Source organism: Chrysiogenes arsenatis DSM 11915 (assembly GCF_000469585.1).
GTDB lineage: Bacteria > Chrysiogenota > Chrysiogenetes > Chrysiogenales > Chrysiogenaceae > Chrysiogenes > Chrysiogenes arsenatis.
This window is the reverse complement of record NZ_AWNK01000007.1, coordinates 57,906-75,473: the sequence shown is the minus strand read 5'-3', so window position 1 is coordinate 75,473 and position 17,568 is coordinate 57,906. Positions and strand designations below refer to the sequence as shown.

16 protein-coding genes are annotated in these 17,568 nt (G+C 51.2%); 14 read left to right on the top strand and 2 right to left on the bottom strand.

The window, feature by feature from the left end; all coding sequences use genetic code 11:
- Positions 1-17 precede the first annotated feature (17 nt).
- Together mce and radA are read left to right on the top strand one after the other, a co-directional pair.
- Positions 18-431, top strand: a complete 414-nt coding sequence (gene mce, locus P304_RS0105880) for a methylmalonyl-CoA epimerase (RefSeq protein WP_027389778.1) — start codon at positions 18-20, stop codon at positions 429-431.
- A gap of 6 nt (positions 432-437) precedes the next feature.
- Positions 438-1,808, top strand: a complete 1,371-nt coding sequence (gene radA, locus P304_RS0105875; protein ID WP_027389777.1) for a DNA repair protein RadA — start codon at positions 438-440, stop codon at positions 1,806-1,808.
- Here the strand turns inward: radA and P304_RS16075 are convergent.
- Both P304_RS16075 and P304_RS0105865 read right to left on the bottom strand, forming a co-directional pair.
- Positions 1,805-2,860, bottom strand: coding sequence for an NAD(P)-dependent oxidoreductase (locus P304_RS16075; RefSeq protein WP_051321456.1), 1,056 nt, complete (start codon positions 2,858-2,860; stop codon positions 1,805-1,807). The two genes, radA and P304_RS16075, sit on opposite strands and share 4 nt — an antisense overlap.
- Positions 2,861-2,879: 19 nt before the next feature.
- Positions 2,880-3,275 carry a hemerythrin domain-containing protein gene (locus P304_RS0105865; RefSeq protein ID WP_027389776.1) on the bottom strand — a complete coding sequence of 132 codons (396 nt, stop codon included), beginning with the start codon at positions 3,273-3,275 and terminating at the stop codon, positions 2,880-2,882.
- A 193-nt stretch (positions 3,276-3,468) separates the two neighbouring features.
- On the opposite strand from P304_RS0105865, the gene P304_RS14290 reads away from it, so the two are divergent.
- The 12 genes from P304_RS14290 to P304_RS14285 all read left to right on the top strand — a co-directional run bounded on the left by P304_RS14290 (position 3,469) and on the right by P304_RS14285 (position 17,553).
- Complete coding sequence (locus tag P304_RS14290) at positions 3,469-4,797, top strand: glucose-6-phosphate isomerase (RefSeq protein ID WP_051321455.1); 1,329 nt, start codon at positions 3,469-3,471, stop codon at positions 4,795-4,797.
- A 62-nt stretch (positions 4,798-4,859) separates the two neighbouring features.
- Positions 4,860-5,135 (top strand): HU family DNA-binding protein, encoded by a 276-nt coding sequence (locus P304_RS0105855; protein ID WP_027389775.1) that lies wholly within the window; start codon positions 4,860-4,862, stop codon positions 5,133-5,135.
- A gap of 88 nt (positions 5,136-5,223) precedes the next feature.
- Positions 5,224-6,531 carry a phenylacetate--CoA ligase family protein gene (locus tag P304_RS0105850; RefSeq protein ID WP_027389774.1) on the top strand — a complete coding sequence of 436 codons (1,308 nt, stop codon included), beginning with the start codon at positions 5,224-5,226 and terminating at the stop codon, positions 6,529-6,531.
- Positions 6,528-6,962 (top strand): amino acid-binding protein, encoded by a 435-nt coding sequence (locus P304_RS0105845; protein ID WP_027389773.1) that lies wholly within the window; start codon positions 6,528-6,530, stop codon positions 6,960-6,962. The genes P304_RS0105850 and P304_RS0105845 overlap by 4 nt, the downstream gene beginning before the upstream one ends.
- A 25-nt stretch (positions 6,963-6,987) precedes the next feature.
- Complete coding sequence (locus P304_RS0105840; protein ID WP_027389772.1) at positions 6,988-8,121, top strand: ABC transporter substrate-binding protein; 1,134 nt, start codon at positions 6,988-6,990, stop codon at positions 8,119-8,121.
- A gap of 1 nt (position 8,122) precedes the next feature.
- On the top strand, positions 8,123-8,998 hold the full coding sequence (locus P304_RS0105835) for a branched-chain amino acid ABC transporter permease (RefSeq protein WP_027389771.1): 876 nt from the start codon (positions 8,123-8,125) through the stop codon (positions 8,996-8,998).
- Entirely contained in the window at positions 8,991-9,938 is a 948-nt protein-coding gene (locus P304_RS0105830; RefSeq protein ID WP_027389770.1) for a branched-chain amino acid ABC transporter permease, read from the top strand. The genes P304_RS0105835 and P304_RS0105830 overlap by 8 nt, the downstream gene beginning before the upstream one ends.
- A 33-nt stretch (positions 9,939-9,971) precedes the next feature.
- Positions 9,972-11,876 carry a motility associated factor glycosyltransferase family protein gene (locus tag P304_RS0105825; protein WP_027389769.1) on the top strand — a complete coding sequence of 635 codons (1,905 nt, stop codon included), beginning with the start codon at positions 9,972-9,974 and terminating at the stop codon, positions 11,874-11,876.
- A 260-nt stretch (positions 11,877-12,136) separates the two neighbouring features.
- A complete protein-coding gene (locus P304_RS0105820) occupies positions 12,137-13,504 on the top strand; it encodes a sigma-54-dependent transcriptional regulator (protein WP_027389768.1) in 1,368 nt (455 codons plus the stop codon).
- 155 nt (positions 13,505-13,659) lie between these two features.
- Positions 13,660-15,135: an ammonia-forming cytochrome c nitrite reductase subunit c552 gene (locus tag P304_RS0105815; protein WP_027389767.1), complete on the top strand. Its 1,476-nt coding sequence runs from the start codon at positions 13,660-13,662 to the stop codon at positions 15,133-15,135.
- Positions 15,136-15,325: 190 nt separating this feature from the next.
- Positions 15,326-17,227, top strand: coding sequence for an ATP-binding protein (locus tag P304_RS0105810; RefSeq protein ID WP_027389766.1), 1,902 nt, complete (start codon positions 15,326-15,328; stop codon positions 17,225-17,227).
- A complete protein-coding gene (locus P304_RS14285) occupies positions 17,224-17,553 on the top strand; it encodes a J domain-containing protein (protein WP_034764434.1) in 330 nt (109 codons plus the stop codon). The genes P304_RS0105810 and P304_RS14285 overlap by 4 nt, the downstream gene beginning before the upstream one ends.
- Positions 17,554-17,568: the final 15 nt, after the last annotated feature.

Genomic DNA, 17,568 nt, shown 5'->3' with positions numbered 1-17,568 from the left:
AACCGAGGAGAAAATATATGCTGAACAAAATTGACCATATCGGCGTTGCCGTCCGTTCCCTTGACGAAGCCGTTGGATTCTACCGCGCCATGGGCGCCGAGCCATACCATTTTGAAGAAGTCCCTTCGCAGAAAGTGCGCGTTGCATTCATCAAAGTTGGCGAAAGTAATATCGAACTGCTCGAACCAACCGCCCCAGATTCCCCCGTCGCCATCTATCTGGAAAAGCGCGGCGAAGGGATGCACCACATCTGCTATAACGTCGATGACGTCGCCGCTGGCCTCGCGACCCTCAAAGATGCCGGCTACCGCCTGATTGACGAAGCGCCAAAACCTGGCGCGCACGGCTGCACCGTGGCGTTTGTTCATCCCAAAAGCACTAACAGTGTTTTGACAGAACTCTCGCAGCATGGGGAACACGAAGGGCACTGATCATTCATGGCCAAACCTACCACCGTCCACACCTGTGCCCAGTGCGGCGCCACCTTTCCCCGCTGGAATGGCAAGTGCACCGAATGTGGCGCATGGGGCAGTATTAGCGAAGAAAAAACCGTCACCCTGCCACCGCGCACGAAAAGCACGGTTGGCATAGCCGCGGCAACCCTTGACCGCCTGCAGGACGTGGTGGTCGAAAACGCGCCACGCCAAGCAACCCGCATCCCTGAATTTGATCGCGTCCTCGGCGGTGGCATCGTTCCCGGCTCACTCATTCTGATCGGCGGCGATCCTGGCATCGGCAAATCGACCCTCACCATGCAGTGCGCCGGCACTATCGCCAAGCAAGGCAAGAAAGTGCTCTACATTTCCGGCGAAGAGTCACCGCATCAACTCAAGCTCCGCGCCGATCGCCTCGGCGTGTTGCACCCCGAAATCTATGTCTGCGCCACCAATTCCTTCGAAGAAGCCGCGCAACTGGTCGAACAACTGCGGCCACACCTGCTTATTATTGATTCTATTCAAACCATCGCCACGCAGGAACTCGAATCAGCCGCCGGAACCGTCTCGCAGGTGCGCCACTGCGCGGCACTGCTCATGGCACTCGCGAAGGGAAAAGGGATCGCGACGATTCTTATCGGCCACGTGACCAAAGAAGGCTCGCTGGCTGGCCCACGCGTACTCGAGCACCTCGTCGACGTCGTGCTGACCTTTGAAGGGGATCGCTCGCACACCTTCCGTCTCCTGCGCGGCACCAAGAATCGTTTCGGATCGACGAATGAAGTGGGTGTTTTTCAGATGGAAGCGACCGGACTCACCTCCGTCCCAAATCCCAGCGAATTGTTGCTCGCCGAAAAACCGGCCAACACTCCCGGCTCTGTGGCCACCGCCACCATCGAAGGAACCCGCCCGCTACTCGTCGAAGTACAAGCACTTGTGAGTGAATCATTCTTCGGCAACCCAGTGCGGAGCGCCCTTGGTCTGGAACATGCGCGGGTCAGTATGATCTTAGCCGTCCTGGAAAAACGGTTTGGTCTGCATATCGGCGCGCAAGACATCTACACCAACATCGTAGGCGGCATGAAAATCACCGAAACCGCCGCTGATCTGGCGATTGCTGTCGCGCTTATCAGCAGCTTCCGCAATCGACCCATCGGGCATGGCGTTATTGTTTGCGGTGAAATTGGCCTTTCCGGCGAAATACGTAGCGTGGCGCATGCCGATCAACGGATTAACGAGGGGCGCAAGCTGGGCTTTCGCCGCTTTATTATTCCCAAAAATAACGCAAAAAAAATCGCCCCTTCACCGGAAAAGCGGGAGGAAGAGATCCTCGGCGTCGCTTCGCTGGATGAAGTGATGGAGAGTTTATTTTAGCAGTCTGCCAGCCATTCCCGCAACACTCGCACCTCTTCATCAATCAAATGGAATAACATATCACGACTGTAGCCAGCGCTGTGCGGCGTGCCGTATACCGCCGGATGATGGCGGAGCCAATGATCGGGCGCTAACGGCTCTTCAGGAAAAACATCGACGGCATACGCGCTCATGATTCCGTTCTCCAGCGCCTCACACACCGCTTCAAGCGCCACCACGCCGCCACGTGCCGTATTTATCAGCCGTAAACCTTGGCGCGCGTGTCGCAACACGTCACGATTGATGCACTGGTGCGATGACGGGGTCAACGAACAGTGCAGCGTCACAATATCACACGTTTTCACCAACTCAATCAAAGAGACACACCGCTGCACGGGATAGGCGATAAACTCCGCGTCGTCAAGAAAAGGGTCAAATGCCAGCACTACTTCCGGCTGAAATGGAGCCAAGAGTGTCGCAACCCGTTTGCCAATATGTCCAAAGCCAACAATACCGACCGTTTTCCCTGCCAGACGGCTCGTATTTTCAATCTGATTGCGCACCCAATGACCAGCCACAAATTCACGATACTGCCACGGTGAGCGGCGCAACATATCAAGCATCATCATGATCGTCGTTTCGCTGACATCAATGGCGCGCGGCTGCGGCAAATGCACCCATGCAATCTGGCGTTCGTCAAGCCTATCCGTATCGACGTGGTCGTAACCGGAATTACATATAATCACAAGTTTCAACTGACTAAAATACGCCAGCTCTTGTTTTCGAATTGGATAGGAGGTATTGCCGATGATGACGTCCGCACGCGCGACTTCGGCACTTGGTTTTTCACCCTTTTTCAGGTCACAGACAACATAACGGATGCCAAGCGCTTCGAGAGCCGCTTTTTCGATGGGGACAAGATCGGTAAATTGCACAGGAGACAAGGTAATACGGGCGACAGTCATTGACATAAGCGTTCCATCCCAAAAGTTTTGCAGATATATAACACGCCCGCTGTCTACCAGAGAAGCCCACTCTTTGCGGTGGGAAACACTCTGATACACGGCGGGCATATTTACCTTCTGAAAACCTTCAGGCTATCTTTTGGAACTCTGCATACAAAATTGTTTCCTCGCGATGCATCCGCTGATGAAGCGTCGCATACAGACGGCCAAAATCACGTGCAAAATCCAACCCACCCTGTTGCTCCCAGTCGCGATCAAAAAACTGAAGTGCCTGACGGGAAATCTCACTCATTTCGCTCGCAAAACTGTCGTACAGCCTTTTTACACGCGGATCACTCTGTGCCGCTTTTTGCAATACTGGGTACAGGCGGCGGTCTTCTTGACTGAGATGCTGCAGCAATGACCGCTTCGCATTCAATAACATTTTCCGCCCTTCTGCGTTACCGATACCAACCTTTTTTACCTCATCCATCATTCGAAAAAGCTGCTGATGATCATGCTTAAGTTCGTCTACGAGAGTCATGGCTCACTCCTATTCGGTGAATGGTTTAATGAATCAGAGAGCCAGAACATAACGCAGAATTTCATCTTGAAAATTGACATTCGTCAACATAACGAAAAAAGTTTTATGCGCCTTTGGCAACACAAACTCTCTTGCAATTTTTTTCACCCTCACCGACTATACGGCCATGCAAATGTTTTTCAGGAGGTGTTTCATGATTGCTATCGACTACTCACTGGCGATGCAAAGTAATGTATCTGGGGGCATTAAAAGTTCGGCACTCAGTGCACTCGGCGACCGATTGAAATGTGAAATTTTTCCAATTCTCGAAAAGAAACTTGCCGACAGCACCTACGCATTTCGTGAGGCCTTGCACGATTCACGCGCTCAACTTCCGGCCATTCTACCGTACATTCAAAGCGCTCAGCGGGACTTTGACAACTTTGTCATCGTTGGCATAGGTGGGTCTAACCTCGGCAACATGGTTGTGGACAGTGCCTTTACGGGGAATGGAAAGAAACTGTTCTATATGGACAACATTGAGCCGTATCGCATCACCCAACTCCTAAACTCCCTCGACCTCAAGCGCACCCTGTTCAATATCATCACCAAATCAGGTGCGACGTCTGAAACGATGGCGAACTACATTGTGGCGAAGAAAGCACTTCAGGCGCAAGGCCTTCCCATCGCGCACCATTTTGTCTATACCACCGACCCGCAACAAGGCTACCTACAAAAAGTACGAGCACAGGACAACGTCACCACCTTTACAATTCCACCGAAGCTCGGTGGCCGTTTTTCGGTGCTCAGTCCTGTCGGACTGCTCAGCTCTGCTTTCAAAGGGATCGACGTTGCCGCCATGCTCAACGGTGCGGAGGCGATGGCCAAACGTTGCGCGACGCCCGACCTCGCCACGAATCCCGGACTTTTGCTCGCCGCACTGTATGTCGCTGCGTATGAGCAAGGGAAAAACATCAATGTCATCATGCCCTACTCCGATCGCCTCGGACAATTTGGCAAATGGTTCTGTCAGTTGTGGGCGGAAAGCCTCGGTAAATTTACGGCCAAAGGCAAGCGTGTCGGACAAACACCAGTAACGGCTCTGGGTACAGTCGACCAGCATTCACAGGTTCAGCTTTATATGGAAGGGCCCGACGATAAAATCATCACCTTTATTAAGATTACCGAGGTTGAAGACGACTTGCCGCTTGATGGTGAAATCGATTACTTCAATGGAGTCACCATGGGTCAACTGCTGAACACGGAGTTGCATGCCACAGAAATGGCACTGCTCAAGCAAAATAAAGCTTCACTGCGACTCGATATCGACCAATTGAACGCCGCAACCATGGGAGAACTTTTCTATCTGTTTATGTATGCAACGGTTGTCGCAGGAGAAATTTTGGGCGTCGATCCGATCAACCAACCGGGCGTAGAAGAAGGTAAACAGTTTACTTATGGTCTGTTAGGTTGCAGCGAATACCGCGCAAAACTCGATGAATACACGACGCTGGCAAACTCTTTTACTCGCTACGCTTTATAAAGCGTTGACAACGAAAAAGGGTGCAGGGTATATTTTTGCAACTAATCCTTTAAGGAGGGGGCATGACGAAGAAAGATTTGGTTTCCAAGATGGCGGAATCTGCTGAAATCACAAAAATTCAGGCAGAAAAAGCACTCAACGCATTTCTTGATTCAGTAGGTGGAACCATGAAAGAGGGCGGCAAAGTAACACTCGTTGGCTTTGGCACATTTCAGGTATCCGAACGCCAGGAGCGCAAAGGGATCAATCCCCGCACCAAGAAACCTATCACCATTCCGGCGAAGAAAACTCCTAAATTTGTTCCCGGCAAAGCTCTTAAGGAAATGGTCGACGCGTAGTTCGGGCACTTTTCTTTTTTGCATTTTTTAAGACAGGCGTTTTTTCAGGATGCCTGTCTTTTTTTATCATTATACTTATCGGTGAAATATGATCTGGAATGACGAATTCGAAACCCTTCCCCGCGAAGCACTTGAGGCACTCCAGCTCAAGCGACTCAAAAACACGTGCGAGCGGGTCTACGCAAACGTCCCATTCTACCGTCAGGCATTCGACAATGCAGGCGTTCGCCCAAGCGATATCCGCTCCCTTGCCGACCTTCAGCGGCTCCCTTTCACCGGCAAGCAGGATCTGCGCGATAACTATCCCTATGGCATGTTCTGCACACCGATGGAAAATATCGTGCGCATTCACGCTTCCAGCGGCACCACCGGTAAACCTACCGTAGTAGGGTACACGCGGCGCGATATTGATATGTGGGCCGAACTTATGGCGCGCTGTTTTTCGGCAGCCGGGGTCACGCGCGGCGATATCGTCCATAACGCCTACGGCTACGGGCTTTTCACGGGCGGTCTTGGCGCCCACTATGGAGCTGAAAAAGTCGGCGCTTCGGTTATCCCGATGTCGGGCGGCAATAGTAAGAAACAGATTATGGTGATGCAAGACTTCCGCTCGACCGTACTGACGGCAACCCCCTCGTACGCCTTACACCTTGCCGAAGTCGCCGAGGAAGAAGGGGTGCCAATGCGCGACCTTGCCCTGCGCGTTGGTATTTTTGGGGCGGAACCATGGTCGAATGGCATGCGCAAAGAGCTGGAAGAAAAACTCTGCCTAGATGCTATCGACATCTACGGCTTGAGCGAAATCATCGGCCCAGGGGTTTCGGTCGAATGCATCGAAGCAAAACACGGCATGCACATTATGGAAGACCATTTTATCCCTGAAATTATCAACCCAGACACCGGAGAAATCATGCCGCTGGGCGAATGGGGCGAACTGGTGTTTACCACTGTGACCAAAGAAGCCTTCCCACTGATCCGCTACCGCACCCGCGACATTACTCGTCTTATTCCTGAGCCATGCCGCTGCGGACGGACATTCTACCGTATGGAGAAAATCTCCGGACGGAGCGACGATATGCTCATTATCCGTGGCGTCAATGTCTTTCCCTCACAAATCGAGTCATTGCTCGTCAGCGTAGAAGGGATTGAGCCTCATTACCAACTGGTTATCAGCCGTGAAGGTTCGATGGATACGTTGGAAGTACAAGTTGAAGTCAACCACCGCAGCTTCAGCGACGAAGTGCGTCACCTCCAATCGCTTTCGCGCCGTATTCAAAAAGATATCAAAGATCTCTATGGCATTACCGCCAAAGTTTCACTTGTTGAACCGAAAACAATTACTCGCAGTCAAGGCAAAGCGGTTCGCGTCATCGACAAGCGAAAGGAGCAATCATGAGAGTAGAACAGATTTCCGTTTTTATCGAAAATCAAGCTGGGCGCCTTGCCGAAGTCACCCAATGTTTGGCCGATGGCAACATCAGTATTCGTGCCCTCAGCCTTGCTGACACGCAGGACTTTGGGATTTTGCGCCTGATCGTCGATGACGTCAATCACGCGAAAGTGGTACTAGGAGACAATAACTTTACCGTGGGTATTACAGAAGTGCTCGCCGTAGAGGTTCCTGACCGGCCAGGCGGTCTCGCCGCTATTTTAAAGATCATTGATAGTGGTGCGTTAAACGTCGAGTACATGTACGCCTTTGTCGACAAAAATCGCGACAACAACGCGATTATCATTTTCCGTTTTGAGGATATCGAAGCGGCGGCACTCTGCCTCCAGCAGCATAACGTGCGCATTGTGCCTGGCGCGGAACTCTACGCCTTATAATTTGACCGACTAAAGGAGAATGCCGATGAAAAGATTCCTGTTCGCTCTTGTCGCCTCTGTCGTCCTCCCGCTGGCCGCCATCGCTGCCGACACGATTAAAATCGGTGGTTTGTTCAGCATCACCGGCCCCGCTTCATTCATCGGTGAGCCGGAACGGAACTCCATGGAAATGGCCATTGAGGAAATCAACCAAGCTGGCGGCATTCATGGCAAAAAACTCGTTTCAGTCATATACGACACAGGTGGCGATGCCAGAAAAACTGTCAATTTCTTTCGCCGCCTCACGAAAAATGACGGCGTCAATATCATCGTTGGCCCAAGCCTTTCCGGCAGCACGTTAGCTATCAAAGATATGATTGAAAAAGAACCAGACGTAACGGTACTCTCCTGTGCTGCATCAGATAAAATCGTCAACCCGATCGTGAAAAATCTCTTTAAAACCGCTCAATCGGATGATATTGCGGTCGAAAGAATTTTCGGCTACCTGCAAAAACTCGATGTGAAACGGATTGCGATTCTGACAGCCACCAACGGTTTTGGCCAAAGTGGCGATGAGCAACTCACCCGCTTGGCCGCCGACTACGGGCTGCAAATCGTGATCAACGAAAAATTCGGCCCCGCCGATACCGACATGACGGGTCAGCTCACCAAAATCCGTCGCGCAGAGCCCGAATTCCTGATCGTTTGGAGCATCAATCCGGGTCCCGCCATCATTGCGAAAAACATGAAGCAGCTTGGTATCGACATCCCAACCATCAACTCGCACGGGGTTGCTTCACGCCGCTTTATTGAACTCGCTGGTGCCGATGCCGAAGGGATTATTCTCCCCTCAGGCCGCATCACCATTGTCGATCAAATTCCAGATAATCACCCACAAAAAGAGATTCTCGTGCGCTACGATCAAGCCTACCGCGCGAAGTTCAATGCCGAACCGTCGCACTTCGGTGCACACGCGTATGATGCGGTCTATCTCATCAAAGCCGCACTAGAGCAGAACAGCAACATCGCGGAACTTGCGACCACGCTTGAATCACTCCCACCACAAACACTGGTTGATGGCGTTTTCACGTACTCAGCAACGGATCACAGCGGGTTGAGTGCCGATGCGTTCAGCCTACTGCGCGTGAAAAATGGGCAGTGGGAAATCATAGAAGATTGATATGAGCGACTTTTTGCAGATTCTCGTTTCAGGGTCGATCAACGGGATGACCTACGCGGTCATCGCCATCGGCTTTGTGATCATCTACAATGCCACCCAGATTATTAACTTTGCCCAAGGTGAATACGTCATGCTGGGCGCACTGTCAGCCATATGGCTTATCTCGGGCTGGCAGATTCCCATACTGTTAGCATTTATCCTCGCCACCGCCTTCGTGGTGGTGGTGAGTTACGCTATGGAACGGGTTACAATCCGACCGCAGATTTCACGCGAACCTATCAATCTGATTCTTATCACCATCGCCTGCTCCATTCTTTTGAAGGGAGCAGCAATGTTTTTGTGGGGCAAAGACCCGCTTCCCATGCAAGAGTTCACTCCAGGCGCCCCGATTATGCTCGGAGGAATCGCTATTTCGCGCCAAGGATTGTGGATTGTTGCCAGCGGCTTCCTCGCCATGTTTCTGCTGCACCTCTTCTTTTCACGCACCCTTTTGGGAAAAGGGATGATTGCCTGCAGCATTGACCGACGCACCGCCTCATTGATGGGTATTGACACAAAACGGGCGACCAATATGGCGTTCCTGCTCGCTGGAGCTATCGGTGCACTCGCGGGGATCGTGCTGGCACCCGTCACGATGATGAGCTATCTCTCCGGCACAATTCTTGGATTAAAAGGCTTTTGTGCCGCTATTCTTGGTGGGCTCAATTCTATTTCGGGTGTGGTACTCGGCGGAATCATCATTGGTGTGCTCGAAGCGCTTACCGCTGGGTATTTTTCCAGTGGCTATAAAGATGCTGTCGCCTTTATCGTCATGCTGCTTGTCCTCTTCTTCCGCCCCGAAGGGCTCTTTGGAAAAAAGGGGATAAAACGTGTCTAAGTGGCCTGCTCTCGCTGTTTTTGCCCTTGCGCTCCTGCTGATTCCACAATGGATACAGAATGGATATATGCTTGGCGTTTTGACGTTTGCCATGCTGGCGGCGATTAACGTCATTGGATTAAATTTACTGATGGGGTTTGCCGGTCAGGTTTCGATGGGTGTAGCCGGCTTTTACGGGCTTGGCGCGTACACTACCGGTGTAGCGACGGTTCACTGGGGGGTTTCGCCGTGGATGGGAATTTCCCTCGCAGTACTGATCTGTGGCGGATTAAGCTATCTCATCGGACGTCCAACCCTGCGCCTGAAAGGACATTCGCTGGCCATGGCGACTCTTGGCATCGGAATTGTCCTCTTTATTTTCTTTATGGAAACTATTCCGCTTACAGGTGGCCCAGATGGGCTTTCAGGGATTCCGCCATTGTCGATTGGCGACTTTGCCTTTGAAAGCGACCTGACGCATTACTGGTTGGGGGCGGGTGCATTGTGGCTGGTCGTATTGCTCTCTCTGAATCTAACCGGTTCGCTCTACGGCTATGGTATGCGCGCGCTCGGTCTTTCTGAAGCGGGCTCCCGCTCGATTGCGATTGACACGCATCAAATTAAAGTCGGCATATTTGCCCTGAGCGGCGCGTTTAGTGGCCTTTCCGGTGCTCTTTATGCGCATATCGTTACGTTCGTCAGCCCCGAAACGTTTGATTTTCACGCTTCTATTGTTTTCCTCACCATGGCGGTTTTTGGCGGACTCGGGAGCATTTGGGGCAGCATGGCGGGAGCACTGCTGTTTTCCTTCTTGCCAGAATTCTTGGTTGTCTTTCAGGACTACGATATTCTGGTCTACGGTGCTGTGCTGCTGGCAACGGTTATTTTCCTTCCCAAAGGACTTGGAGGGTTGGCACGCGTGGTAACTCTGAAAATAACTTCAATGAAACCAAAATCATAGCGGCCGCATACTCATCGGCGTAAAGGAGTACCCATGAACGAACCACAATCCGATATTTCAACGCTGCTTTCGCGCATGCAGTCCCTGAGGAGCGCGAGCGCAACGCCTGAATCATGCGAAAGTGAACGTCTTTGGGAGAAGAACCTTGCCGCGCTTGAAGCTCGACTGCCGTCTCTGGTTCACACGCTGCGACATAGCGCGTTACTGGTAAGGGCTCACCAAAGCGTTCCGTGCGATTTCAGCAAAGTGCGAACTGATGTCGACTCCATGCTTTTGGTGCTCGGTGCCGACGCCTTTAGCGAGTTTCTGCAAGCCGCCCCAAGCCTCGGGATGGTGCGCAAAGTGGTGATTTTGGAACATCAACTCGCTCCACTCAAAAAACTCTTCTGCGAAGTTGACCTGAGCGAAAGTTTCCGCAGTGGCATCTTGGATTTGGTTGTCGCCGAACATGCCGAATGGAATCTGATGATTGCGCTGCGGCAGCAAGCTGTCGATCACCCATGGCTCCTCGCACTGTCGCAGTCGGTACAAGTCATCGGCAACGCACACTATATCAGCTTTCAAAAAGACTTTTATACGCGTTATATTGAAGCCGTCAAAATCGCTTTTAACGAAGCGAAAGTATACTACGGAAACGATCCGCACGATTCGCTCATCGGTATCGAAAATATGTTCGACAACCTTGACCTGATCATCGACAACCCTGGCATCATGCAGATGAAAGGGAAAATGGCAGGCACTCCGGCATTTATCATCGCCACAGGCCCATCGCTGACCGAAGCGCTCCCACTGCTCCCGCAAGCAGCGCAGCGCGGTTTCGTCTTTGCCTGTGATTACTCAGTAAAACATTTAATTGACGCCAACGCGCCCTTTCATTTTGTTGTATCGCTGGAGCGCAACCCTTTTATCGCGAAGTTCTTTCGCGATTACGACCTCCGTAACCACTACCTCTTTACCCCTCCGTTGCAGCACCGTCATATTCTGACGAGCTTTACGGGTAAAAAAATTATCACCTACCGCAATGTGAAGCATTTTGACTGGCTCGGTATCCCCAAAGGGCAGCTCGATATTAAATCATCGGTTGCGAATATGGCTTTTGCCATTGCCGACTATCTGGGATGTTCGCCGATTGTGCTGGTCGGGCAAGATCTCTGCTACGGCTCGGATGGTGCAACCCACGCTGCTGGCGCAATTTTTGGCGCAAAACAAGAAGAAGTCGTACGACAACAGCGCCTCCACACGCGTGGTAATAGCGGAGACATGGTAGAGACAAACCAGATTTGGTTTAGCTGTATTAAGTCATACGAAACCGATATTGCCCGTTCACACGCGCGGTGCATCAATACCACCATGCGCGGTGCGGCCATTCTCGGCACCGAATTGCAGGAACTCTCAGAGGTACTCGCACACTTACCAAAGAGAGCCGAAGCCGATATCTGGCATATAATTGATCACTCCCTAGCATTGCCCACCCGTGCCGAAAAGCGCAAATATGCTCGCCAGATAATCAAACGGATCCAACAAGGGATCAATGAATGCGATCAAATCATCCGCACTGCCGAAAGCTCGCTCCATGCCATTCACCAATTTTTAGAGCACGATGTCGCTTCACTCCTGAATGGCACCATCCCCGCCATCGACCCTTCACGGGTTGCAAGCGTTTTCAGCTCCGTTGAACAGGCAAAATCAGCCATTGCCCAATGTGGAAAAGAGACCTTCATGTATATGGTTATGCACGTAGCACAGTCCTTTGTTATTGATGATATGATTGAAGAAAAGAAACTCTTCTTTCAGTACGCCGATCCCACTATCGCCAAAATCAACGCTATTGCCCGCTACCCGCGCTGGGTCGCAGAAATCAAAAAACACACCCTCGCGGTGCGCAAAATTATCGAACGAACAGCGAAGCAAACGTATTTATCACCAACAAAGCCGTAACAGACGTGCCAAGCCGTCTGTGGCATGACCCAAGAGACGACGCCGTCAAATGGCATTTTATTCACCACCACTCATCGATTACAAAACCACCAACATTCAAGAACATCCCGCACACTCACACAAAGCACCATCGCGTATCTTGCTATTTTACTTGTGATTAAAAATTTATGCGCTGTACCCTGCATTATGGCGCAATTTTTGCACTCTCCTCTGACACGTCAGCGGTGAGCGAGTAACTACCAATGATGAGGAGTAGAACCGTGTCACATGAAAGAGCGAACATTCTCATAGTCGAAGATGATCTACGCATTGGCCAATCACTGGTCAACCATTACGGTTCTGATCACCGCGTACAGTGGTGTCAAAATATCACGACCGCAATTGAGACGGTGCTGGCATCTTCGTTTGACCTGATACTGCTCGACATGCATCTCCCAGATGGCGAAGGAACACAGGTACTCCAAGTACTCAGCGAGGCACCGGGCAACCCGCAAGCCATTATTTTAACGGCCTTTCCAGAGCACCAGATGGCGGTTAAAACTATTAAAATGGGGGCGGTTGACTACCTCGAAAAACCGTTTGATTTTGACGATCTCGACCTGCTGGTTGCTCGTACGTTAGCACAGAGTGCAACCCTGCAACGCGACGCGATAGAAATGCGACAGCGTGAAAATGCAACCAACCCGCTTGACGCCATTCTGGGTGTTTCAGCTTCCGTCCTCGCACTCAAAAAGCTCATTACCACCGTAAGCACTTCGCCTGATACGACCGTACTGGTTACCGGCGAAACCGGTACCGGCAAAGAGTTAGTCGCTGAAGCGATCCACGCTCTTTCTGCTCGCCGTCACCGCCCACTCGTACGAGTCAACTGCGCGGCGCTCCCTCCATCACTGATCGAAGCCGAACTGTTTGGCTACGAAAAAGGAGCCTATACTGACGCCAAGAAGAGTCGTCGTGGCTACATCGAAATGGCGGCAGGCGGCACGTTATTCTTGGATGAAGTTGGCGAACTCGGACTCGACATTCAGGCAAAGCTCCTCCGTTTCCTCGAAGCCAAGTCATTTGTCAAAGTGGGCGGCGAGCGTGAAATCCAAATCGATACACGTGTGATCGCCGCGACGAACCGCGAGATGGAAACCATGCTCAAAGAAAAAACCTTTCGCGCGGATCTGTACTATCGCCTGAATGTCTTTGAAATTCGGCTCGACCCCCTCCGCGAAAGACCGGACGACATTGCGCTCCTTTTCGAGCATTACCTGAAGCATTACTGCCGTCGATTGGGGAAACCAGCACTTTCCATCGTGTCAACATTCCTTGATGAAGCGAACCGTTACGGATGGCCAGGCAATATTCGTGAACTACGCAACATCGCCGAACGCTCTGCACTGCTGGAGTCATTTCCGCGCCTCAGTGGAATTGGCGCTCCTTTTAACGCCACCGTACAACTGCCGAATCAAGATGAACCGTTCACTCTGCGCTCACTGGCTGAAATTGAACGCGAACACATTATTGCAACCTACTACGCTCTGGAACAGAACAAAACACGTACCGCGCATGTGCTTGGCATCAACCGCCTGACGCTGCGCAAGAAGCTCGAAGAATACGGCATGAGTGACGACACACGCTAGAGCCCTTTGCAAAGCAGAGGTTCTTGATAAAACGGCATGGGAATTATTCATCAACCGCGCAACCTAACATGGAGGTGATCTACCCCAAAGAACAGAGCACGTAAGCAAATTTCCATTCATGTCCACACAAAAAAAATTGAGAAGGAGTCCAAAAGATGAAAAAGATTTTCTCTACGCTTTTAGCCACTCTCTTCGTAGCAGGGTCAGTCGCCGCATCGTCGACCATTGATCTTGGTGAAGGGAACCTGAAGTACAAAGACATGCCCCAGTACCAGTCGTACCTGAAGAACAAAGACAACACACAGATGACCGAATACGGCGGATCTGTTCCTTATGACAAGCACGATGGCGTTAATCCACTTCCGAAAGGCTACAAGCACGCCCAGCCTTATCTGAAAAACCTCTGGCTCGGCTATCCATTTTCGTATGAATACAAGCGCGCTCAGGGTCACACCCAAGCCATTGAAGACGTAACTCATATCGACCGTATCAACCGCTACAGTGAGCAAGCCGGTCTTCCTGCAACCTGCTGGAATTGCAAAACGACCACTATCCCAACACTAGTTGAAAAGTTTGGCGATAAGTTCTGGTCTTCAAACTTCCATGACTACCGCGAAGCCCATGAGGGTAGCAAACATGCTATCGGCTGTGCAAATTGTCACGATGAAAAAACCTTTGCATTGGCCATCACTAGCTTTCCGCTCGACGAAGCGTTGAAGCGTCAAGGGAAAGACTGGCGCAAAGCTTCGAAGCAGGAAATGCGCTCGCTCGTTTGCGCGCAGTGTCACGTTGAATACTACTTCGAAACGAAAGATCACGGCGTAGCTGCTAAGCCACACCTCCCTTGGGATAAAGGCATGAACCCTGCTGACATGTATGAGTTCTACTCCAACGGTGATCCGAAGCGCGATGCCTTCAAAGGCGCCTTTACTGACTTCACTCATGCAGCGTCAAAAACTAAAATCATTAAAGCCCAGCACCCTGAATACGAAATGTTCTCTGACGGCGTCCACGGTGCAGCTGGCGTATCATGTTCCGATTGCCATATGCCACGCGACAAAAACGGTATGAGCTCACACCACTGGACATCACCACTGAAGAGTACCGAGTCTATCCAAGCTTCATGCGTCAGCTGCCACAAAGACAAAACACCTGAGTACCTCAAGGGTCGCGTTGAATTCCATCAGGAAAAAGCATGGAAGCAGCTCAACATCGCTCAGGAAAAATCAGTTCGCGCTCATGAAGCCGTTCGCCTTGCAATGGAATTCAAAGGGGTAGACGAAAAGCTCCTTGCTGAAGCTCGCGAAATGACCCGTAAAGGTCAGTGGTTCTGGGATTACGTCTCTGCTGAAAACAGCGCAGGCTTCCACAACCCAACCAAAACTCTTGATACACTTGCCTCTTCACAACAGTACAGCGACCAAGCTGTTCAATTAGCAATGCAGGCTACCGGCTACGCTATCGCTCCAAAACTTGAAGGACCAATCGAAAAGATCGTTCCGCCAATCATGGAGCACAGCCGCAAACTGCAACAAGACCAGAAGCACCTTGATTCACACGTCTGGTTGAAGTACCTCCCAGTTCTGCCACAGGCTGACCTCGTATGGGATAAAAACAAGAAGCTCAAGTAAGCTTCTGTCTCGTTCAATACCTCTCTTTGGGAGTGGCCAGTCCTGGCCACTCCCTTTTTTTATGAAAAAATTGTTGTAGTTGTGACAATTCACAGTAGAATGCGCACTGGCTTTGAGAAAAGAGCGTGCACCCAAAAGCGGTTCATTCCGGTGCCCGTGCTTTCCGCAGACTGCTCAAATAGGTGATGCTTTGACAGAGACTATTCGACGCTATCTCCTGATTGTTTTTTTTCTCGTCACACTGGTGCTCTTCGGTGTTTTTACCGCATTTTCTCTGCACATCAATGGCGTATTAGAAGAGCAGCTCCGCGAACGCGGACGGGCGTTCTTCAATGAAATAGTGCTTGTTCGCCAATGGGTAGCCAAACACGGTGGTGTATTTGTCCGCGAGCGGCCAGGAGTCGAAAGCAACCCGTTTTTGGAACATATTCATGGCCTAGACGCTACTCTCACTTCAGGAAACGGTGTCCGTTACGTTATGCGTAATCCAGCATTAGTCACGGCAGAAGTCTCTGAGCTTGCGGCCTTAAAAGGAATTTTCCAATTTCACATGACCAGCCTAAGTCCGCTCAATCCTGGCAACACACCGGACTCTATTGAGCGCGAAGCACTGGAAGCGTTCCGCACAGGGCTGAAGGAGTTTATCCACTTTGAGCGCGACACCAAACGTGCCACTCTACGTCAACCGCCAATGGCGCAGACCTCGTATCGCTACATCGCCCCTCTGCCAGTCGAAGCCGAATGTATGCGCTGCCACACTGAATATGAAGTTGGCGACATTCGCGGTGCACTCAGCATTACCATCCCGGTCGACGACGTAATCGACAAAATGCGCACCTCACACCTGCTGCTGATCATTTCTGGCAGCGGCGTGATTCTCATTATGATCATCCTCTTACTGAGTGCGAGCTTCCCCTTCCTGCGCCGAGTCAACGACCGTTATCACATTACCGAATCCCTGTTTCAAGAGTCACGCACCAAATACCTGAGTCTGTTCGACAATGCCACTGACCCCATCTTTGTCGTGGAACCCGATGAGGATTGCACAGGATGTCGACTGCGCGAAGTCAACCGTTCCCTGTGCCAACTCCTCCAACTTCCGCGCGAAGAATTACTGGAACTCCACCTCTCCCGCTTCGTCTGCAAAGAATCACGCGAAGCCCTCCGCACCACCTTCCACCATCTGCTTGCACACCCCGACGAGCCGGTGCTGCTCAATGCTCGCCTGAAACGTACCGATGAAACCTGCATCGACGTTGAGATCCATGCTCATATCGTCGAATATAAAAATCAGCGCTTTATCATGGCAACCGCACGTGACATCCGCGAGCGACTGCGGCTCGATGAAGAAAGACGCTATCAAGAACAAATGTTGATTCAGCAATCCAAAATGGCCGCTATGGGTGAAATGCTGAATAATATCGCGCACCAGTGGCGACAGCCGCTGACAGGGCTCAGCCTGATGCTTCAGGATTTACGTAAAAATGCTCGCAAAGGGGTTTGTAACGCGCAGGAGGTTGAAGCCGTAACGGAACAAGGGGTGGCTGCGATCAACTTCCTGTCGCAAACGATCAACGATTTTCGGATGTTCTTGCGCCCCAGCAAGGAAAAAATGCTTTTTGATCTTGACCAGACCATTATGCATGTGATCCCATTTATCCGTCCGAACATACAAAGTCACGGCATCCAGCTCCGCTTCAGCCCAGACGGCAAACCCAAACGAACCTACGGCTACCCCAACGAACTCAAGCAGGTAGTAATCAACATTTTAACAAATGCGAAGGATGCCATTATTGAAGCGCGCCATAACCAACAAGCAGACCTGATCGGCATCATCGAAATCACATGCGAAGAGCATGAAAACCATTGGAAGATCATCATCAGCAACGACGGTGCGGCGATTCCACCCCACTTACACGAAAAGATATTTGATAATTTTTACTCCACCAAAGGGAGCGAAAATGGCACTGGAATTGGCCTTTACATGTCGCGTACCATTATAGAAAAGCACATGGGTGGAAAATTGTGGGTACGCAACCACAACAACCGAGTGGAATTTATCATCGAACTCATACAAGGAAATGCACTGTGAGTGCCACCGATATCGACACCAGTTACCCCGCGCTGGAGCAAGCCCTAGAGATCTTTGGACTGACAGCGCGGTTTACCCGCGACCACGTTCGCCGCGCCTACCATCGCCTCAGCAAACTTCATCACCCCGACAATGGTGGATCTGACGAAATGATGGTGAAAGTAAATGCAGCTCACGCGTTATTGGAACACTATATGCAGCACTACCATTTTCAGGTGGATCGCGACGAGTTTTTGCGTCAGAATCCGTACCATCGTTTTATGAATCAATTTCACCAAGATGGCGTGTGGAATTATCGTGATGATGCCACCGAACGGCAACCGTAAAAGGAGAAGACTCAC